The sequence below is a fragment of the Monashia sp. HAY1-2A genome (assembly GCF_056755315.1).
Map to the genome: position 1 here is coordinate 1 of NZ_JBNDHY010000078.1, position 21,260 is coordinate 21,260.

Sequence of the window (21,260 nt, forward strand, 5' to 3'; positions counted from 1 at the left end):
GCCGTTCATGTCGAACGTGACGAACTTCGGCGGTGCGAAAACCACGGGTCCTCCTGGTGCTCGGTCCCAGAGCGGTCGCATCCGCTCTGGTCGATGGTCGACCATATGAGGAGTCGGCGTTGACTGTCAACAGTTCCAGCGTTCGGTTGTGTGGTCCGGCCACCTCGCCCGGGCTCCGTCCCGCCCGGGTCCCCGCGTCAGCGCTGGCGTCGCGATCCCGGCCGGCCCATCCGCATGCCGCCCTGGGACTACCGTGGGGTGGCGGCTCGGAGAGCCCGGGCACCGTGCACTGGAGGCGAGAAGCATGGCCAATCACGTGTATGCCATCTCCGAGGTGGTCGGCACCTCTCCCGACGGCGTCGAGGCGGCGGTGGCGAACGCCGTGGCGAAAGCGAACACCACGCTGCGCAACCTCGACTGGTTCGAGGTCCAGGACGTGCGCGGTCAGCTCGCCGACGGGGCGATCGCCCACTGGCAGGTCACGGTGAAGCTCGGCTTCCGGATGGAGGACTGAGCGGACTCGTCGAGCAACCGCGGTGTCCTGCCGGCAGGACCGGCCCGCGTCGAGACGAGCCCGAGCTCCCGGCCGCGGCGGCCTGGATGTCTGGCGCTTGTCGGTCACCGCCGCACTCGCGGCCGGGCTAGCCGCGTGCGTCGGTCCGCCGGGCGGAGGAACGAGCCCGCCCGGCCCGGATCCGGGCCGGGTCACGACGGCAGCCACGAGGGTCGAGGGGACACCCGGGTCGCACGCCGTCGACCGGAGCTACCGGTTGGCTGAGGCGCCGCACGTCGTGGAGCGCGATGCGTACGCCTTCCGGACCCTGAACGCCCTCCGACCTGGAGCGACCTACCGGTTGCGAATGCCCGGCAACCTCTATCCGGCTGCCCCACACTCGCATCTGGCCGTGGAGCTCACGCTCTCCGGCGACACCTGGTGGCTCTTCGAGCAGGGGGTCGTGATCCAGGCGCCGTCCTACCTGCGGGAGGACGCCGGCATCCGCGTCATGGAGCTCGATGCGCTCCCGTACGGGCCGTGCCAGGCCCAGGCACGTCCCCCGGCCGAGGCCGGGCCGACGCCGGCCGACCTCGCCCGGGCCATCCTGTCGAGGTATCCCTTCACCGTCATCGAACCCGCTGCCCCCGTCGCGCGGTTCGGCGGGTCCGGTGTTCACCTGGTGGCGCGGCTCGATGACCCGCAGGCCGACCGGTGTGACAACGGCGGGGTGATGACGTACCGCCCCATGGCGGCCCAGCACGAGCTCGTCGAGCTGTGGATCGTGATGGTCCACGGCGAGCGCGTGGTGATCGAGCGATCGTGGTTCCAGGACACTACGCCTCGCGCCCTGGTCGACCAACAGCGCACCCTCGATTCGCTCCGCCTCCTGCCCGTCTGACACCGGCAGCGAACCACCGCGCCGGGGCGCGAGGCCGCGGGCCTGCCGCTCGAACGGCGACTCGGGCGTGCGCGGGCCTCCGACCGGCCCGTCGGGTGGTGGACGTCCGCCGAGGGTGGTGACGAGCATCCGGTGAGGGCGGCCGCGGCAGCCACTCCACCGCCGAACAGCGCGCTGACGACGGTACGGCGAGCGGGCAGGAACGCCTCGGGCCCATCGGGGACCCTGTCGCTGTCCGGACCCCGGGTTGGGGCGGAGGTGGCGTCATCGGCCGTCCATGGTGCCGGTGTGCGCCCGGCCGACGCCCACCTGTCCGCGAGCACGGGGTGCCGCTCGTCCCGGAGCGAGCGGCAACCGCGCCGGGGACGCCAGGCCCGGGATGGTCAGCCCTTGACGGCGCCCACGGTCATGCCGGCGATGACCTGCTTCTGGAAGAGGGCGTAGATGACGAGCTGGGGGAGCAGGACGAGAGTCGCGGCCGCCATCATCGCGCCGTAGTCGACGGTGTACTGGCCCTGGAACCGTGACACGGCCAGCGACACCGTGACCATGTCGGGGTCGTTGATGAGGATCGAGGCGAAGGGGAACTCGTTGAAGACGTACACGACGTTGAAGATGAGGATCGTCGCGATGACCGGCCGCATCAGGGGCAGGACCACCGTCCAGCAGAGCCGCCACAGGCCGGCGCCGTCGATGATGGCGGCCTCCTCGAGCTCGGTGGGGAACTCACGCAGGAAGCCGGTCAGCAGCAAGGTGTTGAACGGCACCGACACCGCGACGTACGGCAGGATGAGCGCGGCGTAGGAGCCGAAGACGCCCAGGGTGAGGTCGAGGCGGTAGACGGGGAACAGCAGGATGTACACGGGCACCGCGAGCCCCGCCAGGATGTAGAAACGCAGGCTGGACTGGACTCGCTTGTGACGGAAGACCATCCGAGTCAGGGCGAAGGCTGCCATGAACGAGATCGCCGCGCCGACGGTCACGGAGACGGTCGCGATGAGCAACGTGTTGCCGTACATCCGCAGCAACGGTGTGGAGCTGAGGACCGCCAGGTAGTTGTCCAGCGTCAGCCCGGACAGGGAGAAGGGGTTGCCGAGGATGTTGCCGCTCGGCTGGAACGACAGCAGGACGATCCACAGCAACGGCAGGATGATGAGGAACGTGACGAGGTAGGCACCGGCGCCAGCGATCAGGGCCGCGGTGCGGCGCCGGCTGCGTCCGTCGCTGCCGGCCTCCGGCTGGGGGTCGGCCACGGTGGTCCTCCGGAGGTCGCGGGTGGGGCGCGGGCTGGTGGTGGTGCTCATGAGGACCTCCGCTCACGGGATGCCACGAGGTAGGCGACCGAGACGATGGCGCCGAGCGCCGTGATCAGCACGGCCAGCGCCATGCCCAGGCCGTACTTCTGGTTGGTGAAGGTGAAAAAGTACATGTAGCTGACGAGCGTCTCGGACCGGTGCACCGGACCACCACCTGTGAGCATGTAGACGAGCTCGAAGATCTTGAAGACGTTGGTGATCATCAGGATCGTGACGATGGCGAACGTCTCACGCATCATCGGCACCGTGACGTAGCGCAGCTGCTGCCAGCCGGTGGCTCCGTCGAGCTCGCTCGCCTCCATGACGTCCTCGGGCAGGACCTGCCGCCCGGCGTAGAAGATGGTCATCGCGAACCCGACGCTGCTCCAGATGAACACCAGGGCCACCGCGTACGGGGTCAGGGTGTCGCCGCCGATCCACTGCACGGGACCGACGCCGATGCGAGCGAGCAGACGGTTGAGCAGGCCGATCTTCGGGTCCAGGAGGAAGACCCAGATGAGGCCCACGAGGATGGGCGCGATGATGGCGGGCGCGAAGACGAGGGCCCGCAGGGCTCCGCCGGCGCGGACGCTGCGTCGCAGCAGCAGCGCCAGCCCGAACGAGCCGGGCACGAGCAGGACGATGCTCACGACGAGGATGATCAGCGTGTTCTGCAGGGCGCGCCAGAAGAACGGGTCGTCGAGGAGCGAGGAGTAGTTGCCCAGCCCGATGAAGGAGGGCTTTCCGAAGCCCTGGAACTTGGTGAGGCTGAAGACCAGGGAGTACCCGACGGGATAGGCGACGAAGACCGTGAAGAAGGCGAGCGCCGGCGCGAGCATCAGGGAGATCTTCCAGCGGGAGCTGATCCAGGTCACGAGAGGTGGCTTTCTGAAGGTGGGGTGTGGCCCCGGGCGCAAGCCGGGCCACACCGGGCTCACTTGGACTTGATCGCCGTCTCGACGAGCTCGAGCGCCTGCTTGGGGGTCAGCTGGTTCTGGATCACGCCGTAGATGCTGTCGTACATCGCGTTCGCGACAGCGGTCGGCACGAGCAGGTCCGGCTGCGACTCCGGGCTGGTGACGCCCGGGGCGCTTGCAGCGTCGAGCGCAGCCTTCAAGGCGCTCTGGGACTTGGCGTCGACCTTGGGCTGGTACGTCGTCACGGGGGGCTGCCCGTTGTCGACGAGGAGCTGCTGGGCGGCGTCGCTGTAGTAGAAGGCGATGAACTTCTTGACGGCTGCGAGCTTCGCCTCGTCCTCGGAGACCTTGGCGCTGACGACGAGCGGCGCCGAGGCGACGTTCATGATGATGTTCTGGTCGCCGACCCCGTCGGAGAACTTCGGGCCGGCCCAGAAGCCGACGTTCGCGGCCACGGGCGACTTCTGGATCGCACTCGAGGCCCAGACGCCCGCGTCGAGCATGGCAGCCTTGCCGCTCGTGAACTGGTCGACGGCCTGCTGGTAGGTCTGGGTCGACACGTTGGACGCGAACGCGCCGGCGTCGCGCAGCTCGGCGATGTGCTGGTACAGCCGGAGGAAGTCCGGGTTGACGTAGCTCTGGGTGCCCTTGAGGATGCCGTCGATCTTGTCGGCGTAGCCGAAGCGGCTGAGGTCGGTCAGGAAGCTCCAGACACTGAAGGCCGACTGGTTCGCACCGTTGGAGATCGTCGTGACGCCCTTGGCCTTGAGGGTCTTCGCCGCGGCGAGCAGGTCCTCGAACGACTCGGGCTGCTTGATGCCGTTGTCGGCCAGGATCTTCTTGTTCACCCACAGCCCGGTGAGCAGGCCCTGGTAGGGCACTCCGTAGACGGTCTGTCCGGCGGTGAAGTTCGTCAGCGTGCTCTTGGGGAACTTGTCCGAGAGGCCGAGCTCCTTGAGGACCGGGGCGAGGTCGAGCAGCTTCTCGCCCTGGACCATCTCCTCGGCGTTGGCCTTGTAGACCCAGAACACGTCGGGCAGCGTGTCGCTCTGGGCGGCGATCGACAGCTTCTGCAGGTGCTCGGCCACGGCTTCGCCGGTGACCTGCACGGTGACCGTGGGGTTGGCCTTCTCGAACGCCTGGACGATGGCCCAGGTGGCGGGGTCGGCCGTCTTGACGTCGGGGTTCTGCATCGACAGCGTGATCGTCGTCCTGCCGGACGCGTCGGCACCGCCGGAGTGGGATGAGCAGGCGCCCAGACCGGCTGAGAGGGTCGCGGCGGCCACGGCCGTGATGACCACGCGTCTGGTGGGCCCGATCCTGAGGGACGAGATGGACACTTTCATCTCCTTCGATGAGCGAGGCGGTTTCGGCCGCCTCAGGTGGGGTGCCACGGGTGCGCACCCGGGGTGACGGATCACGTGGAGCCGTGAATCGGCGAAACGTTTGCGCGAAACGTTTGTCCGACGGTAGAGCGGCTCCGCGAGGGTGTCAAGCGTCATGTCGTGGCGCTCGTCCGGAACGTGGTCAGGCCTGCGGTACCCAGGCCTCCGTCGACTCACGCCACTCGATGTGCTGGCGCAGCCGCACCGTCCGCGGGCTGGCCTCGGGCGTCCTGAGGCGTTCGACGAGCAGCTGCACGGCGGCGACACCCATGTCGAAGGCGGGTTGGCGCACCGTGGTGACCTGGGGGCGGAACAGGTCCGAGTTGTCGAAGCCGTCGAACGTGGCGAACGCGATGTCGTCCGGGACGCGCAGACCCTCCTCGGCGAGCGTCCGGAGTGCCAGCACGGCCAGCGGCGTGCTGCTCGCGATGACCGCCGTGGGGCGCTGGGACGTCAGGGCGGTCCGGAGGCCGGCTCGGACGCCGTCGTCTTCGGTGCCGGTCAGGATGTGCTGGTCCTGGATGGACTGCCGGGTCTCGAAGAGGGCGCTCGTGAACCCGTCGAGCCGCTCGTGGAGCGTCGGGACACGGGTGTCGCCGGCCACGATCGCCATGCGTGTGTGGCCGCGGTCGATGAGCCGCAGGCTCAGCTCCCGCATCGCGGCACGGTTGTCGGCGCCGACCTGGTCGAACGGGAGCATGGGGAAGATGCGGTCGAGCAGGATCGTCGGTGGCTTCTCGGTCTCGAGGGACTCGATCAGGCCCGGGTCCGACTCGGCGGCCCGGGCCAGGATGAGGCCGTCGACGCGCCGGTCGAGCAGCGTCTGCACGGCTTTCCGCTCCCGGTCCGCGTCCTCGGCGGAGTTCGCGAGGACGAGGGTCAGCCCGTGCTCGACCGCTGCGTGCTCGACGCCATGGGCCATCGCGGCGAAGGCCGGCTCGCCGGCGTCGGAGACGACCAGCCCGATGCTGTCGGTCTTGGCCCGTCGCAACGCCCGGGCCAGGGCGTCCTGGCGGTAGCCGGTCGCCTCGATCGCGGCGAGCACGCGCTGCCGCGTCTCCCCCTCGACGTGCCGTGTCCCGTTGAGGACGTGGGACACCGTCGACACGGACACGTTGGCGCGTCGCGCCACCTCCACCATCGTCGCCATGACTTCCCTCTCCAGTGCATCGTTTGCGCAAGTGTAGGGCCCACGGCCGAATCGGGGTATCTGGGCGTCTCACCTGCGCTTTCTCGGGCATCCTTGCGCTCCGAATCGAGCGGGACGTAGCATCCGGCTACGCAAACGTTTCGATGCCTATCGAGCGCCGTTTCCCACGGCGGCCGACGGCTCAGGGAAGGACCACCGTGACCCAGCACCAGCCACCGGGCGGCCTGCTCGGCGACCTCACCCGGGCCCGTCGAGCCCGGACCGCTCGCGCGTCGAGCTTCGACCAGACGGGGCGCAACCAGGACAACTGGATCGTCATGCCCGGAGAGTCCAGGACTCTGGCCGACCTCGAGGGCCCCGGCTACATCACGCACATCTGGATGACCCAGTCGTGCCGCATCCAGCCCGGTCCGGGACAGATCGACCCCGCCGTCGTCGGCGTGCCGATGCTCGAGATCCACAACGCCCTCGGCGTCAGCTGGGAGGTCGTGGACCCGGACTACTACCGCAAGGTCGTCCTCAAGATGTACTGGGACGACCAGGAGACCCCCAGCGTGGTCGCACCGCTCGGGGACTTCTTCGGCCTCATGAACTCGCTGTCCGGGACGTACGACTCGCTACCGCTGTCGGTCTCGGCCAAGGAGGCGGAGCTGCACACGTTCGGTGGCTCGGCTGCCTTCAACAGCTACTTCCGGATGCCGTTCGGCAGGCGCGCGAGGATCGTCGTGGAGAACCAGAACGACATCCCCTACCTCCAGTACTTCTACATCGACTACGAGCTCGTCCCCGAGCCACTCCCCGACGACACCCTGTACTTCCACGCGCACTGGCGCAGGGCGCTGCCCAACCGGGGCTGGGCGCCCGACCTGCAGGCCAACAGCATCGAGACGACCGTGGCCAACCTCGACGGCAAGGACAACTACGTCGCGCTGGAGACGGAGGGCCGCGGTCACTACGTCGGCTGCACCCTCGCCGTCCGTCACTTCCAGGGATCGTGGTGGGGTGAGGGTGACGACATGATCTTCATCGACGACGACTCGTGGCCGCCGAGCCTGCACGGCACCGGGATGGAGGACTACTTCGGTCACGCCTGGGGCATGCAGCGGAACGCCTTCCAGTTCAACGGGACCATCGTCCACGAAGAGGACGTGCCGGGCTTCCACCACAGCTACCGCTTCCACATGGTCGACCCCATCCGGTTCGACAGGCGCATCCGGGTCACTTTCGAGCACGGCCACGGCAACCACCTGTCGGACGACTGGTCCTCGACGGCCTACTGGTACCAGACGCTTCCGTCGCCGGCGCTCGACCTCCCGCCGGTGGAGCAGCGTCTGCCGTTGCGGCCCATGGATCGCGTCATCGAGACTCCGCTGCCGGAGCTGACCGACGAACAGCGTCGGGCCAGGGAGACGGCTGCGCGGCGCATGGCCGACTTCGTCGCCAGACGGGATGCACTCCGCGAGAAGCGACGCAGCCAGGTGGACGAGTGGGAGAAGAGCAACGTGGCCATCGCCCGGGCCGTCCGCGCCCGCTACGACGCAGGAGAGCAAAGATGAGGCCCCGCTTCCACTTCACCGCCGAACAGGGCTGGATCAACGACCCCCACGGCATCACGGTCCGTGACGGCCTCTACCACTCCTTCTACCAGTACGTCCCCGGCAGCACCGTGTGGGCGCCCAGCTGTCATTGGGGCCATGCCGTGGGGCCGGACCTCTTGTCCCTCAAGCCCCTACCGGTCGCCATCGCGCCCGGCGACGGCGACGACGGTATCTGGACCGGCTCGCTCGTCACCGGGCCCGACGGCGCGGCACGCATCTTCTACACGGCGACGACGGTGCCGGACTTCGGGATCGGTCGCATCCGGGTCGCCACACCCACCGGTCCGGACTGGGTCTCCTGGCAGAAGGGAGGCATCGTCGTCGACGCCCCCAAGGAGCTCGAGCTCATCGCCTACCGCGACCCGTTCATCGTGCGTGACCCCGACGCGTGGCGCATGTTCGTCGGCGCAGGAACGGCCGACGGGACGGCCATGGCCCTCAGCTACCGCTCCGACGACCTGGAGACCTGGACCTACGAGGGTGTTGCCCTGGAGCGGTCGACGGACGAGCGGGACCCGGTCTGGCTCGGTGCCCTCTGGGAGTGCCCGCAGGTCATCGAGGTCGACGGTGTCCATGCCATGGTGTCCTCGGTGTGGGACGCCGACGTGCTGCACTACGCCGGCTATGCGCTTGGCAGCTACGGGGCAGGGCAGTTCGACGCCAAGACGTGGGGCCGTCTCACGTACGGACCCAGCTACTACGCGCCGTCCTTCTTCCGTGACGCCGACGGCCGGCCCTGCCTCCTGTTCTGGATGCGCGGGGTCGAGGATGCCGAAGCCGGCTGGGCGAGCGCCCACAGCGTCCCGTACGTCCTAGGGGTCGAGGGCGACCGGCTCACCGCGACGCCCCACCCGGACGTGGAACGGTACCGGGCCGCTGCCGTGCCGGGTGGGTTCGTCCCCGGGCTCGCGGCCGACGTCACGTGGTCACCTCGGGAGGGCGCGAGCATGGTCGTGACCAGCGCGGGTGAGGAGGTCGTCGGCCTCCAGGTCGGTGGCGGGATGCTCGTCGCTCGGGCGGGCGGACGGCGCTGGGACATGCCGTTCGCGGGCGGGGACGTCCGTGTGCTCCTGGACGCGCAGACGATCGAGATCGCCTGCCCCAGTGGAGTACTGGGTCTGGTGTCCGAACCCCGCGGTGAGTCGCTGCACGTGGTCGGCGACGATGCGACGGTGTACCCGCTCGTCCGCTGAGAGCGGGCCCGGGCAGCGCAGGCATCCCGGTGGTTGCGCCCCTCACGCTGACGAACGGGCCCAGGCCGTGAGCTCGTCGACCACGGCGTCGGGGTGGGGCAGGGCCTCGATCGCGGTGCGCAGCCGCGCCGCTGCCTCCCGGTACGACGGGTCGTGCAGCAGCGTGCGCAGCGCGGCGGCGACCGTCGCGCTGTGTGTCTCGTCCGGCGACAGGGAGAGCCCGGCGCCGGTGGCGACCAGGAGGGCCGCGTTGAGCGGTTGGTCGGTGCTCTGGGGCAGGCACAGCTGGGGGAGCCCGAAGCAGAGCGCTCCGAGCATCGTGCCGGCGCCGGCGTGGGAGACGACGGCCGAGCAGGAGGGCAGCACATCCGCCTGCGGCAGGAACGGGTACACGAGGGCAGACCTCGGGAGCGGGCCGATCGCCTCCGGGTCGAGGCCGGGTCCCGTCGTCGTCACGACGTTGACCGCGACGTCCTCGGCTGCGTCCAGCACGGCTCGGAACACGTCGAGGGCTTGGTTCATGACCGTGCCGAGGGTGAGGTAGACCGTGTCCGGGTACGGCAGGGCAGCGATCGCCCCGGCGACCGAGCCGTCCCCAGGCGGCCCGGCCCAGGGGCGCAGCGAGCGAACGTCGTTCCAGGCCAACGGACGTCGTGTCCGCATACCGGGGGGACAGATGTCCAGGTAGGGCGCCGCGAACACCCGTTCCGCCGGATCGACGCCCAAGGCCCTGGCCAGCGTCGAGCCGATGACGCGGATCATGTCCTCGTTCACGGCGAGCATGGGTCCGTAGCCGTGGGTGACCTGAGCCGTCCCGGTGTCTGCGGCCACCGCCGCAGCACCCAGCTCGAGCGGGTCGTGCACGACGAGGTCCGGCTTCCAGGTCGAGCAGAACACGGCCAGGTCGCGTGCCCGCACCACGCCGGCCGCCCCGAAGAGGTGCTCTCCTGCGAAGGCTGTCTGCTCGGAGGCCGGCAGTCGGCTGATCGGCACGTCGCTCGGCAGGCGGGAGTAGGACTCGGCCGCAGTGGGACCCGCGGTCACGGTCGCCACGCCGAGGCTCGACGCGTATGGCACGAGGTCGGGCCCGGTCGCCACGACCACGTCGTGACCGGCCCGCTGCGCCGCACCGACGAGCGGCACCATCGGCAACAGGTGCCCGTACCCGGGCCACGCGCTGAACAGGATCCGCATGCGCTCTCTCCACGTCGACCAGCCTCCGTGCACAGCCTTCGCCACGAGCAGCACCAGCGCAAGCGACGCGTGCAACGCCCGATGCCCTCTCCGGCTGCTTCGGTGCGCCGGGTGGCCGGCCCTCGCTAGCGCAACAGGGTGCAGGCGTCCTGCACCACGCGCTCCGGCGACTGTCGGAGCCTCAAGGATCCGTCCGGCAGGACGTCGATCGGGACAGGGTCGCTGAGACCACCGAGGAACCGGCCGTCGGCGTCGAACTGGAGGAAGGCCAGCAGCGCGGGGCCACCGGTCATCGGGTCGGTGACGATCTTGCCCGCGTAGAGCGAGCCCGCCTCGTCGGCGGCGAAGAGGTCGTCCGACTCCGGCACGAACGGGCCGGTGGGGCTGTCGCCCACGAAGTAGTGCGTGCCGGTCACGGCACCGACCCGTGCCTGCCGCTCCGCGCTCGTGCAGGCCGCATAGGCACAGCAGACGAGGCGCTGCCGGCCACCGACCTCGACCACCTGCGGAACCTCCAGATGGCCCCAGTCGCCGAGCGGTGTGACGGGCCCGATCGGCGTCCAGGTGCGGAGGTCGTTCGAGCGCAGCAGCGCCACGACACCCCGGGCATCGGCCGGGCCCGTCGGCACGCGTGCCGTCACGAGCATCGCCCAACCGCCGTGCTCGGGGTCGGCGAAGACGCACGGGTCGCGCCAGCAGAGATCCGGCCAGACCGACGGGTCCAGCTGCTCGAACATGTCCGGGGCGTCGAGGACGAAGCCGGGATCCTTGGTCCAGGACGCGAGGTCGGTGCTGTGGGCGCGGCCGATCCGCTGCCGCAGGCCGTCGCTGTCGGTACCGATGCCGGTGTAGAACATCCACCAGCGGTCACCGTCGGGCACGACGCTGCCCGTCCACGTGGCGAGGTCGTCCCACGCCCCGGGTGCGCCCGGAGCGAGCGCGTCCTCGAGGACGGTCCACTCGCGCAGGTCGCGGGAGACCGCGTGGCCGATCGTGGCGTTGCGGTGCCGCAGGTCGGGGTCGCCGAGCGCCCGCGGCGCCTTGAGGAAGTAGAGGTGGGTGTCCGGGCCGTCAACGGCGGTCCAGAAGTCCCAGGTCCAGTGGTCGTCGAACAGCAGCACGTGAGCAGTCCCCTCAGTGGGCGGTGGGCAAGGGCAGGGAGAAGGTGGTCAGTCCACCGGTTCGGCCGGTGGCGTGAGGTCGGCACGACCGAGGCGCCAGGCCCGGACGCTCCAGTCCGCAGCCTCCGGTGGGAGCACGACGCGCAGTCGAGCGCCAGCCGGCGGTCGCACCCGGGTGGTGAGGGCGGCCCGGTCGCCGAGGTACGCCTCGAACATCGACCCGTCGAGGAAGACCCGCAGCCGCAGGCGCCCGTCCGCGCGGGGCGTCACGGCACCATCGCGCTCGGTCGGGCTCCACGTGTCGTATGCCCGGGCGTCGGGTCGGTGCACCTGGAAGAGGCCTGTACCGCAGTCGAACCCGACCGATGCATGCAGCTCGTCGTGGCCGTGCACGATGTCGACCCGTACCGTGCCAGCCACCGCGGCGCACCGGACGTCGAGCTCGAGCGGGGCCACCGGCAGCTCCGCGACGGCGCCGGGCGCCGTGACCGTCTCGCCGGCCGGATCTCTCCCGGCCGGTTCCTCCGGAACCGCACTGCCACGGTCGACGTCGAGGATCGCGTCCTCGCGCAGCGTCGCCAGCTCACGCAGGGGGGCGACGCGCAGCGTGTCGTCGGCGCCGAGCGAGAGCTCGAGGGGCAGCCCGGCGTTGTGGGCCCAGCCGACCTCCGCCTGCTCGGCGGCCGTGCGGCCGTCCTGGGTGATCGACCACAGGACGGTGCGCCCGTCGGACAGGACGTTGCCGCTCGGGCCGGTGAAGTGGCGGCCGACGTCGAGGCGCCGAGGGTCGGGGTGCCACGGCCGGAAGGAGCGGGTGCCGGCATGCCAGTCACCGAGCCAGTGGACGACCTCGACGACGCGCCCTTCGGGCACCGTCTCCCACCACGGGCACACGAGGAGCACGTGGGCCGTCCGCCCCGAGGGGGAGGAGACGGGGAGCAGCACGGGCAGCTCCCACATCTGCCCGACCTCCGGATGACGCGCCGCATCACCGACGAGCAGCGGTCCCACCTCGTGCCACGTCTCGCCGTCGCGCGACTCGAACAGCAGCGCCGTGCCACCCCGGCCGACGACGCCGGCACCGACGAGCATGAACCAGAGCTCTCCCTCACGCCAGACGAAGGGGTCACGGAACTGGCCGGGCACGAGGGCCTTGCTCGTCGGCATGCGCAGCACGGGCTCGGCGTCAGCCACCCACGAGGTGGCTGCGCCCAGGCCCCGCGGGCGCGCCACGGCGACCGACTGGTCCGGGCTGCAGCGGACGTCACCTGCGGTGAAGAAGAGCATCGGTCGGCCCGAGTCGTCGAGGACGCTGCCACCGCTCCAGACGCCGTCGGGCGCCACCGGGGTGTCCACCGGCGAGAGGGCCGGCGGCAGGTGTCGCCAGTGCACGAGGTCGGTGCTGACCGCGTGTCCCCACTCGATGCCGCCCCAGTGCGCGCCGGTGCGGTTGGACTGGAAGAAGAGGTGGTGCAGACGCCCGACCTGGATCGGCGCGTGCGGCTCGTTCATCCAGTGCGCCGGCGGCAGGAAGTGGAAGGTGGGCCGGTAGGGGTCCGTCCGACGCCAGCGGGCGAGCTCTGCCACGACGTCGACCGGCGCATGGTCGGCAGGACCGTCGTCGTGCAGGGCTGCCGACGCGCTGGCGCGGTCGCGATGGCCCGCCAGCCCCACCGCCCCGACCACGCCGGTCACGCTCTCCCCCGCGAGGAGGGTCCCGCCGGAGGTTGTGTCGCAGAGGGCGGTGTCGTGACGACCCCCGACCAGGACGTCCCCGGGCGCCGGGAGCGAGGCGCCGGGGAGCCGCACCGACCCCACCAGCAGCCCGTCGACGTGCAGGCCGACCTCGTCGTCCCCGACGACGAGACCGAAGCGGTGCCAGTCGCCCAGCCGCACGGGCTCTGCGGCGGTCACGGTGTCCACCCGTCCCGGCACTGCCCTCGTGCGCACCTCGACGCAGGGGCGGCCCGAGCGGTCGAGCCCCAGGACGACACGCCCACCCCCGTCCTTGCCGCCACCGTCCTCGGACCAGCTCACCAGACCCGAGACGCCGCCGGTGACCGAGCCGAGGGAGACGGCCGCGTAGTCCAGCGTGAGGACGACGACCGACGCGCAGACCGCAGCATCGTCCGCGAGGAGGTCGGCCAGGCGGGACGTGCGCCCGCCCCCGACGAGGTGGCGCCGGCGGAGACCCGCCGGCGCCTGCACGCTCGTCACCGGCTGTTCTTCTTGTTGCGGTCGTAGGCGGCCTGGTAGATCGAGACGAGCTCGTCGATGCCGGCCTGCTTGAGCGACGCGACGTAGCCGTCCCAGTCCTGCTCGATCCCGCCGCGGACGATCCAGGCGGCCCGCTTCTCGTCGACGATGGCCTTGACGTCCGTCCCGATCTGGCCGATGCGGGCGAGCTCGTCCTGGGTGAAGAAGACGAGAGGGTAGGACTGCTTCTCTGCATAGGGCAGGTAGATCTGCTGAAGGTCCTTGGCGCGCTGGGCCGCCCGCGGCTCAGGAGCGACGACCGACTGGAAGTCCTCCTTGAGGACCACGTGGGGGCCGTTCGGGGCGATCTTCTGGCGGCGCTCGCCGGCGTCCTCGCCCGCCTTGAGCGGGGTGGCGACGAGCACGCCGGATGAGTCCTTCTGCAGGCCCTCGCCGATCGGACCCCACGCGACCTGGGCCGACATGACCGGGTCGTAGAGGCGGTCGACCCAGCGCATCGTCGCCTCGGGGTACTTGTCGGCCCGGGTGATCGCGAACGCGTTGCGGCTGTAGTCGACGTTGTTGGAGCGTCCGACCAGCTTGCCGGCCGGTCCCTGGAGCGGGCCCATGAGGGCGTAGTCCTTGGTCCGGCCGGGCCCGACCACCTCCTCGGTCTCCCACCACACGTACGAGCCGAGGACCTCGGGGTTCGTCTTGCCCTTGGCCAGGTACTGCTTGTCGTTCTGGGTGAAGGACTCGGGGTCGATGAGCCCCTCGGAGTACCACTGGTGCAGCTTCGCGATCGCGTCGCGGTACTCGGGCTGGATCGCCGTGTAGATGACCTTGTCGTCGCGCACGATCCGGTGGTCGACGTTGTCCGGCATGCCGGACAACGCGGCGAAGAGGTCGCCGACGTCTGCGCACCACCAGTTGTTCATGAAGCTGAGCGGGATCTCGTCGGCCTTGCCGTTGCCGTTCGGGTCCTTGGTGTGGAAGGCGGTCAGCACGTCGTGGTACTGCTCGATGGTCTGCGGCATCGACAGGCCGAGCTTCTTGAGCCAGGTCGTGTTGATCGACCAGAAGAACGGGACGGATCCCAGGTCGAGCTCTTCCGCGCTGGGCAGCGCATAGATGTGGCCGTCGGCTGCCGTGACGGCCGCCTTGAGGGCCGGTCGCCGCTCGAAGACCTTCTTGAGGTTGGGGGCGTACTTGTCGATCAGGCCTTCCAGTGGGATGAGGGTGCCGTTCGAGCCGTAGGTCATGATGTCGGAGTCGCTCAGCTCCGAGTTGTAGAACGCATCGGGCAGGTCGCCGCTGGCGAGGATGAGGTTCTTCTTCTCCTTGTACGCGTCGAGGGGCAGGTTCTGCCACCTGATCGCGACGTTCGTGTCCTTCTGCCACTGCTTGACGAGGCTCATGGCGGGCAGGTCGGCGAGCGGGGCCTTGCTGCCGGTGAAGGTGAGCGTGATCGGCTGGGTGACGATCGGCAGGCCGGTGGTCCTGAAGCCGGTGCCGGCCTGACCGTCTGCGGCGTCCGAGGATGCCGAGCAGCCGGCCGCGAGCGAGAGGCTCAGGGCGGCGACCACGGCGAGGGTCTTCTTCATGGGTACTCCTTGGCGCGGGACCGAACGGCAGCGCCGTCGGTGCGTTCGGTGGTTGTGCTGGGGTGGTGCGGCGGTGCGGGTGGAGCGGTCTTTCCGAGGTCCGGAGGAAGGTCGAGCGGCAGTGTGTTATACGTATGACCGCTCAGGCCTTGAGCGCGCCGGAGACGCCACCGCGGTTGAGGTAGCGCTGGGCGAACGGGGACACGACGAGCAGGGGAAGGGTGGAGACGACGACCATGGCGTACTTGACGAGCTCGCCGACCCGCTGCGCCTCGGCGTAGGAGGCCAGGTCGGAGGTCAGGTTGCCCTGGGCCGCGACCTCGGAGCGGATGAGGATGTTGCGCAGCACCAGCTGCAGCGGGTACCTCGTGTCGTCACCGAGGAAGATCAAGGCGTCGAAGAACGCGTTCCAGTTCCACACGAGGTGGATGAGGACCATGACGCCCACGAGCGGCTTCGACAGCGGCAGGACGATGGAGAAGAAGTGCCGGAACTCCGATGCCCCGTCGAGCTGCGAGGCCTCCCGCAGCTCCTCGGGCAGGGCCGACCGGAAGTACGTGCGAGCGATCATGACGTTCCACACGGCCAGTGCGTTCGGCAGCACCATCGCCCACACCGAGTCGAGCAGGCCCAGGTCCTTGACCACGAGGTAGCGCGGGATCATGCCGCCGTCGAAGAACATCGTCGTCATGAAGAGAACCGTGAGCAGCCGTCGCCAGGGCAGGTCCCGCCGGGCGAGGACGTACCCGCTGGTCAGCACGAGCGAGCAGCTGACGACCGTGGCGAGCGTCGTGTAGAGCACCGAGTTGCCGATGCCGCGCCACACCGTGGCGTCGGACAGCAGACGCGTGTAGCCGTCCGTCGTGAACCCCTGCGGCAGCAGCCAGACCGCACCGGCGTTGACCGCGTCGGGGTCGCTCAACGAGGCGACGAGGATGAACCACAGCGGGTACAGGATCGCGACCACCGCTCCGCCGAGGACGAGGCCGGCCACGACGGTGTAGGTGCGCTCACCCGCCGACCGCCGACGGGTGCGGGGATGCCTCGGGCCCACGGCCCGTGGACGCGACAGGGAGGGGGCGGTGCGGGCGCTCACTGCCCGGCTCCCCGCTGGAGGCGGGAGACGACCCGCGCGAAGGTGAGCAGGAGGGCGAGGTTGAGCAGCGAGTTGAACAATCCGATGGCGGCGCTGTAGCTGAACTGCGCCTGCTGGAGGCCGGCCTGGTAGATGTAGGTCTGGATGATCTGGGAGGTCTCGAGGTTGAGGGGCGTCTGCATGAGGAGGGCCTTCTCGTAGCTGACGTTCATGAGGTTGCCGACCGCCAGGAGGAACATCACGGCGATGGTCGGCGCGATGCCGGGCAGGTCGACGTGACGCAGGCGTTTCCACGTGTTGGCGCCGTCGACCCGGGCGGCGTCGTGCAGGGCCGGGTCGACGCTCGCGAGCGCGGCGAGGTAGATCACCATCTGGAAGCCGGACTCCTGCCAGACGGTCGTGCCGACGAAGATCGGCCGGAACCACTCGGGCGATCCCATGAAGAGGATGCGCTGTCCGCCGAGGAGCTCGATCGCGTTGTTCACCAAGCCGGTTCGTGGCGACAGCAACAGATAGAGCATGCCGACCACGACGACGGTCGAGATGAAGGTCGGCGAGTAGAGGACCGCCTGGACGACCGAACGCATCCGCCCGTCCGGCAGCTGGTTGAGCATGAGGGCGAGGATGATCGGCACCGGGAAGGCGACGACGAGGTTGGTCACCGCGAGACCCAGCGTGTTCTCGAGCAGGGTCGCGAACTGCGGTGAGGTGAAGAACCGGTGGAAGTGCTGGAGGCCGGCCCACGGACTGCCCGCGAACCCGTCGAACGGGTTGAAGTTGCGGAACGCGATCTGGACGCCGTACATCGGCCAGAACTTGAAGAGCGCGAGGTAGACCAGCGCAGGGGCGAGGAGCGCGTACAGCTGCCACCGGGCCGCCATCCGCGTCGCGAGCGACGGGCCGGTCGTGGGTGCAGGGGCCTGCGGCCCCGCGCCCGGTGCCTCCTGCTTCGGTCGCCGGAGCGTGAGGGCGGTCATGACGCGGGCACCGGGCGGCCGACCGACCCGCGGGACACGAGCGGGCAGTGCAGCAGCTCGACGGTGGGGTCGGTGTCACCCGAGAGCAGGCGAGCGACGCCGCGCCGCCCCATCTCGGCGAACGGCAGCTCCATCGAGGTGAGGCCTGGGCGCAGGTGTGGCGCGATGACCGGCATGTTGTCGAAGCCGACCACCGAGACGTCCGTGCCGACCTTGAGGCCGAGCTCGCCGGCGGCCAGGTAGGCACCCCAGGCGGTGCGGTCGTTGCCGCAGAAGATCGCGCTGGGCCGGCGCTTGCGCCGGAGCAGCTGGGTGGCGAGCCGGTGACCGGCCACGGCGTCACCGTCGCCGTACTTGACGAGGGTCCGGTCGATGCGCAGGCCCGCCTCGGTGAGGGCGTCCACGTAGCCACGTTCGCGCTCGACGACCGCCGGCAGCATCGACTCGGCCGGAGCGATGTTGATGAAGGCCACGCGCTCGTGACCGTGCTCGACGAGGTGTCGGGTGGCCTCGAGTCCGCCGGTGTACTCGTCGGGCGCGACCGCGGGGAGCGAGCCGTCGTCCGCCGTGCCGTTGACGACGACGGTCGGCACCTCGCGCAGCAGCGGCGGGATCTTGAGGCGGCGGTTGTACATCGACGCGTAGACGATGCCGTCGACCTGGCGTGACAGGAGCGAGTCGATGGCGCGCTCCTCGATGAGGGGGTCACCGCCCGTGTTGATGATGAGCATGAGGTGCCCGTCGACCCATGCCTGGTCCTGCGCACCCTCGACCAGGTCACCGGCGAACGGCTCGCTCGCGACGGTGTCACCGACGAAACCGATGAGGCGCGACTGGCCTTCTCGGAGCGACTTGGCGGCCGAGTTCACCCGGTAGCCAAGGCGGTCCACCGCGTCGAGCACCCGCTGACGGGTCTCGGCCGAGACGCGCGACCCGGCGGCGTCGTTGAGGACCAGGCTCACCGCAGCCTGGCTGACGCCCGCCTCCCGTGCGACGTCCTTCATCGTCGGGCCGCCCCGACCGCCGGTTCGCGCCATCGCGAACTCCTAACCGTTATACGTTTAACTCGGTCGCCGGCGAATCTAGCCGCGCCGGCTGGTGCCGGTCAAGGGGTCTGTCGTCCTTGCGCATGCCGGTCGTCGCGTCAGGGCACCAGTCGACGCGTGGTTCCGCGACCGTGCGGGGGTGGGCCGACGGAATCCCGCGACACGAGGGGGCACTCGAGCAGGACCGGTTCAGAGCGTGGCTCGCCGTCGAGGAGCATGCGGACCGCCTCGTGGCCCATGGCCCGGTAGGGGAGGGCGACCGTGCTGAGGCGCGGGCGCATGTGGTCGGCGATCTCGACGCGGTTGTCGAAGCCGATGACGCTGACGTCCCCGGGGATCGCCAGGCCGAGCTCGCGCAGGGCGTCGTAGGCGCCCATGGCCATCCAGTCGTTGCCGCAGAAGATGGCGGTCGGCGGGTCCTCGAGGCGGAGCAGCTCCGTGGCGGCACGGGAGGCCGACTCCTGCCACCAGTCGCCGGGGCGCACGAGCTGCTCGTCGAAGTCCACCCCGGCGGCCTCGAGAGCTGCGCGGTAGCCCTCGAGCCGTCCGGCCGAGGCGGGGAAGGTGTCGGGTCCGTTGATGAACCCGATGCGTCGGTGCCCCGCGTCGAGCAGCGTCTGGGTGGCGAGCCGCCCACCCTGCACCTCGTCCGGCAGCACCGTGGGCAGGGGTCGACGGGGGACGTCGGCGCCGGCATCCGGGTCGACGGTGGTCGGAGCCGGCGGTGCCTCCACGAAGCAGTCGACGAGCACGACGGGAAGGTCACCGAGGCCGGGCGGTAGCTCGACCTGGCGGTGGTAGTCGGTGGCGAGGATGAGCCCGTCGGCGCGCCACTGGCGCAGCCGGGCGACGGCGTCGACCGCGGCGGCCTGCTCGCCCTCGGTGTCGATGACGAGCAACGTCTGCCCGCGCTCGAAGGCGGCGTCCTGTGCGCCCTTGATGATCGCCACGGCATACGGCGTCGTCGCGATCTCGCTCGTGACCAGGCCGACGATGTTGCTGTGCCCACCACGCAGGCTGCGCGCCACGGCGTCGGGCTGGAACCCGAGGCGGGCGGCGGCGTCCCAGACCCGCTGTCGGGTCTCCTCCGGGATCGCCACGCCCTCGACGTCGTTGAGCACGAGCGAGACCGTCGTCCTCGACACGCCGGCGAGATCGGCGACGTCGCGCTGTCGCGGACGGCGGACGACCGCGCCGGTCGCGCCGGTCGCGCCGGCGCCGGTTCGGGGGGTCGAGGTGTCCGTGGCAGGCCGCGTGATCCGGCCGGGGGAGTCGCTCTGGGGCACGGTCGTCACCATCCCATCGTCCGACGAAGTATTGACACGTGACAATAACACGAGTTAATTACGGCCCGTTAACACGAGTTAACAGGCAACGGAGCCGGTCCTCGGAGAACCCGTCACCCGCTGTCGCCCCGTCCCTGTGGAGGCACCATGAACCCGCAATCACCAGCGACGCCCGGCTGGTCCCGACGATCCTTTCTCCAGCTCGCCGGCCTGACCGGCGCCACCGCCGCGCTCGCCTCGTGCGCGGCCGGTGGCCCGGCCCCTGCGAGCAGCGGCGCGGGTACCGGCTCGTCCGGCTCCCTCTCGGTTCTCGTCGAGGCCGGCGGCAAGGCCGAGCTCGAGAAGGTCGCTGCCGGCTTCACGTCGCAGACCGGCACGAGGGTCGAGCTCGTCGAGCTGCCCTACGACGGCCTGTTCAACCGGCTCCAGACCGAGCTGTCGGCCGGCTCCGTCTCCTTCGACGTCGCGGCACTCGATGCCGTGTGGCTGCCGACCTTCGCCGGTGCGCTCGCGCCCCTCGACGCCCTCTTCACCGACGCCGTCAAGGGCGACCTCTTCGAGTCCCTGGTCACGGGGGCGCAGATCAACGGCGCCTACGTCGGCATGCCGGTCTGGACCAACGCCGAGATCCTCTTCTACCGCAAGGACCTCTTCGAGGACGCGAAGGAGAAGGCAGCGTTCGAGAAGAAGTACGGCTACCCGCTCGCGCCGCCCACGACGTGGCAGCAGTTCCAGGACGCCGCTGCGTTCTTCACCCGGGGCACCTCCCTGTACGGGACGGACGTCAAGGGTGCCGTCGAGACGGAGTGGCTCGCCCACGTGGGCCAGGCAGGCGCCAAGGGCCTCGTGCTCGACCCGTCCGGCAAGGTCATCATCGACAGCCCCGAGCACCTCGCCGCGCTGACCTTCTACAGCGACCTCAACAACAAGCTCAAGGTCGCCCCTCCAGGCGCCGCACAGGTCGACTGGGCTGGCGCGCAGAACCTCTTCAACCAGGGCAAGACGGCGATGATGCGCTTCTGGGCGCACGCCTTCCCGCTCATCCCGGCAGACTCGCCGATCCATGGCAAGGTCGGTGCTGCCCCGATGATCGGCGGCTCGGCCGGTGTCGGCGGCGTGCCGGGTCCGTGGTACCTCTCGGTCCCCAAGTCGGGCGGAAAGACCGAGCAGGCCACGAAGTTCATCCAGTTCGCCTATGACAACAACGCGCTGAGCATCAAGTCGTCGCTCGGCCTCGCCGCCCGCAAGTCGGCCTTCGCCGAGTACGCCGGCAAGTCGGGCTACGAGCACTTCGCCGCGCTCACGGCCACGCTCGACGGCCCCGCCACCAAGGCGCGCCCGGCGACGCCGAAGTGGCAGCAGATCGTCGACACCGTCCTCGTGCCGATGCTCCAGAAGTCGCTCGTCCCCGGTGCCGACTACGCCCAGCTGCTCTCCGCGGCCAAGGGCCAGGTCGGGTCGCTGGTGTCGTGAGATGACCACGAGCACGCCGGCACCATCGCCGCCGTCCCGCCTGCGTCAGCCCGTGAGCGACCGACGCTTCGCCCTGCTGCTCATGGTGCCGGCGGCTCTGTTCCTCTCGGCGTTCGTCGCGTGGCCCGTCGTCAAGCTGTGCTGGGACAGCCTCTTCGACACCCAGCCCCTCGCCGGTACGAGCGAGTTCGTCGGCTTCGGCAACTTCACCGACGTGCTCGGCTCCGCCGACTTCCGGGCCGCGGCCGGGCGCACGGTGGTCTACACCGTGTTCGTCGTGACGTGCGAGTTCGCCCTCGGCCTCGCCACGGCCCTGCTGTTCAACGCCTTGGGGC

General features: G+C 70.0%; 17 protein-coding genes and 1 pseudogene. 6 read left to right on the forward strand and 12 right to left on the reverse strand.

The annotated features are described in order from the left end of the window. Window positions 1–304 precede the first annotated feature (304 nt). Complete coding sequence (locus ACPYOM_RS12830; RefSeq protein ID WP_481343343.1) at window positions 305–514, forward strand: dodecin; 210 nt, start codon at window positions 305–307, stop codon at window positions 512–514. A 391-nt stretch (window positions 515–905) separates the two neighbouring features. Next, window positions 906–1,394, forward strand: a complete 489-nt coding sequence (locus ACPYOM_RS12835; protein WP_481346254.1) for a hypothetical protein — start codon at window positions 906–908, stop codon at window positions 1,392–1,394. Between the two features lie 383 nt (window positions 1,395–1,777). Here ACPYOM_RS12835 and ACPYOM_RS12840 read toward each other — a convergent pair whose 3' ends face one another. The 4 genes from ACPYOM_RS12840 to ACPYOM_RS12855 all read right to left on the reverse strand — a co-directional run bounded on the left by ACPYOM_RS12840 (window position 1,778) and on the right by ACPYOM_RS12855 (window position 6,141). Beyond that, window positions 1,778–2,698 (reverse strand): carbohydrate ABC transporter permease, encoded by a 921-nt coding sequence (locus tag ACPYOM_RS12840; RefSeq protein WP_481343341.1) that lies wholly within the window; start codon window positions 2,696–2,698, stop codon window positions 1,778–1,780. Then, complete coding sequence (locus ACPYOM_RS12845) at window positions 2,695–3,564, reverse strand: carbohydrate ABC transporter permease (protein WP_481346255.1); 870 nt, start codon at window positions 3,562–3,564, stop codon at window positions 2,695–2,697. Before ACPYOM_RS12845 ends, ACPYOM_RS12840 begins: the two co-directional genes overlap by 4 nt. A gap of 59 nt (window positions 3,565–3,623) precedes the next feature. Next, entirely contained in the window at window positions 3,624–4,946 is a 1,323-nt protein-coding gene (locus ACPYOM_RS12850) for an ABC transporter substrate-binding protein (RefSeq protein WP_481346256.1), read from the reverse strand. Window positions 4,947–5,133: 187 nt separating this feature from the next. Beyond that, window positions 5,134–6,141 carry a LacI family DNA-binding transcriptional regulator gene (locus ACPYOM_RS12855; protein WP_481346257.1) on the reverse strand — a complete coding sequence of 336 codons (1,008 nt, stop codon included), beginning with the start codon at window positions 6,139–6,141 and terminating at the stop codon, window positions 5,134–5,136. A 197-nt stretch (window positions 6,142–6,338) separates the two neighbouring features. Between ACPYOM_RS12855 and ACPYOM_RS12860 the strand changes: the two genes are divergently transcribed. Both ACPYOM_RS12860 and ACPYOM_RS12865 read left to right on the forward strand, forming a co-directional pair. Then, window positions 6,339–7,697, forward strand: coding sequence for a glycoside hydrolase family 172 protein (locus ACPYOM_RS12860; protein ID WP_481346258.1), 1,359 nt, complete (start codon window positions 6,339–6,341; stop codon window positions 7,695–7,697). After that, window positions 7,694–8,932, forward strand: coding sequence for a glycoside hydrolase family 32 protein (locus ACPYOM_RS12865; RefSeq protein WP_481346259.1), 1,239 nt, complete (start codon window positions 7,694–7,696; stop codon window positions 8,930–8,932). Before ACPYOM_RS12860 ends, ACPYOM_RS12865 begins: the two co-directional genes overlap by 4 nt. A gap of 42 nt (window positions 8,933–8,974) precedes the next feature. On the opposite strand, the gene ACPYOM_RS12870 is transcribed toward ACPYOM_RS12865, so the two are convergent. The 8 genes from ACPYOM_RS12870 to ACPYOM_RS12905 form a co-directional block, all read right to left on the reverse strand. Beyond that, on the reverse strand, window positions 8,975–10,126 hold the full coding sequence (locus tag ACPYOM_RS12870) for a glycosyltransferase (protein WP_481346260.1): 1,152 nt from the start codon (window positions 10,124–10,126) through the stop codon (window positions 8,975–8,977). Between the two features lie 125 nt (window positions 10,127–10,251). Then, window positions 10,252–11,247: a glycosyl hydrolase family 32 gene (locus ACPYOM_RS12875; RefSeq protein WP_481346261.1), complete on the reverse strand. Its 996-nt coding sequence runs from the start codon at window positions 11,245–11,247 to the stop codon at window positions 10,252–10,254. Window positions 11,248–11,295: 48 nt separating this feature from the next. After that, a complete protein-coding gene (locus ACPYOM_RS12880) occupies window positions 11,296–13,464 on the reverse strand; it encodes a glycoside hydrolase family 32 protein (protein ID WP_481346262.1) in 2,169 nt (722 codons plus the stop codon). Continuing rightward, on the reverse strand, window positions 13,461–15,047 hold the full coding sequence (locus ACPYOM_RS12885) for an ABC transporter substrate-binding protein (RefSeq protein ID WP_481346263.1): 1,587 nt from the start codon (window positions 15,045–15,047) through the stop codon (window positions 13,461–13,463). The genes ACPYOM_RS12880 and ACPYOM_RS12885 overlap by 4 nt, the downstream gene beginning before the upstream one ends. Before the next feature lie 142 nt (window positions 15,048–15,189). Next, window positions 15,190–16,143: a carbohydrate ABC transporter permease gene (locus ACPYOM_RS12890; RefSeq protein ID WP_481346264.1), complete on the reverse strand. Its 954-nt coding sequence runs from the start codon at window positions 16,141–16,143 to the stop codon at window positions 15,190–15,192. After that, window positions 16,140–17,120, reverse strand: coding sequence for an ABC transporter permease (locus tag ACPYOM_RS12895; RefSeq protein WP_481346265.1), 981 nt, complete (start codon window positions 17,118–17,120; stop codon window positions 16,140–16,142). Before ACPYOM_RS12895 ends, ACPYOM_RS12890 begins: the two co-directional genes overlap by 4 nt. Then, window positions 17,117–18,157 (reverse strand): LacI family DNA-binding transcriptional regulator, encoded by a 1,041-nt coding sequence (locus ACPYOM_RS12900; RefSeq protein WP_481343688.1) that lies wholly within the window; start codon window positions 18,155–18,157, stop codon window positions 17,117–17,119. Before ACPYOM_RS12900 ends, ACPYOM_RS12895 begins: the two co-directional genes overlap by 4 nt. 107 nt (window positions 18,158–18,264) lie before the next feature. After that, complete coding sequence (locus ACPYOM_RS12905; protein WP_481346266.1) at window positions 18,265–19,461, reverse strand: LacI family DNA-binding transcriptional regulator; 1,197 nt, start codon at window positions 19,459–19,461, stop codon at window positions 18,265–18,267. Between the two features lie 138 nt (window positions 19,462–19,599). Here ACPYOM_RS12905 and ACPYOM_RS12910 point away from each other — a divergent pair, with 138 nt between their 5' ends. After that, entirely contained in the window at window positions 19,600–20,925 is a 1,326-nt protein-coding gene (locus ACPYOM_RS12910; RefSeq protein WP_481346267.1) for an ABC transporter substrate-binding protein, read from the forward strand. A gap of 52 nt (window positions 20,926–20,977) precedes the next feature. After that, window positions 20,978–21,260, forward strand: a pseudogene (locus tag ACPYOM_RS12915) (sugar ABC transporter permease); the annotation flags it as partial.

Excerpts from the sequence above, each read along its gene's own strand:
- ACPYOM_RS12830 (WP_481343343.1), top strand. The coding sequence starts at position 305 with ATGGCCAATCACGTGTATGCCATCTCCGAGGTGGTCGGCACCTCTCCC.
- ACPYOM_RS12840 (WP_481343341.1), bottom strand. The coding sequence starts at position 2,698 with ATGAGCACCACCACCAGCCCGCGCCCCACCCGCGACCTCCGGAGGACC.
- ACPYOM_RS12855 (WP_481346257.1), bottom strand. The coding sequence starts at position 6,141 with ATGGCGACGATGGTGGAGGTGGCGCGACGCGCCAACGTGTCCGTGTCG.
- ACPYOM_RS12865 (WP_481346259.1), top strand. The coding sequence starts at position 7,694 with ATGAGGCCCCGCTTCCACTTCACCGCCGAACAGGGCTGGATCAACGAC.
- ACPYOM_RS12870 (WP_481346260.1), bottom strand. The coding sequence starts at position 10,126 with ATGCGGATCCTGTTCAGCGCGTGGCCCGGGTACGGGCACCTGTTGCCG.
- ACPYOM_RS12885 (WP_481346263.1), bottom strand. The coding sequence starts at position 15,047 with ATGAAGAAGACCCTCGCCGTGGTCGCCGCCCTGAGCCTCTCGCTCGCG.
- ACPYOM_RS12895 (WP_481346265.1), bottom strand. The coding sequence starts at position 17,120 with ATGACCGCCCTCACGCTCCGGCGACCGAAGCAGGAGGCACCGGGCGCG.
- ACPYOM_RS12900 (WP_481343688.1), bottom strand. The coding sequence starts at position 18,157 with ATGGCGCGAACCGGCGGTCGGGGCGGCCCGACGATGAAGGACGTCGCA.
- ACPYOM_RS12910 (WP_481346267.1), top strand. The coding sequence starts at position 19,600 with ATGAACCCGCAATCACCAGCGACGCCCGGCTGGTCCCGACGATCCTTT.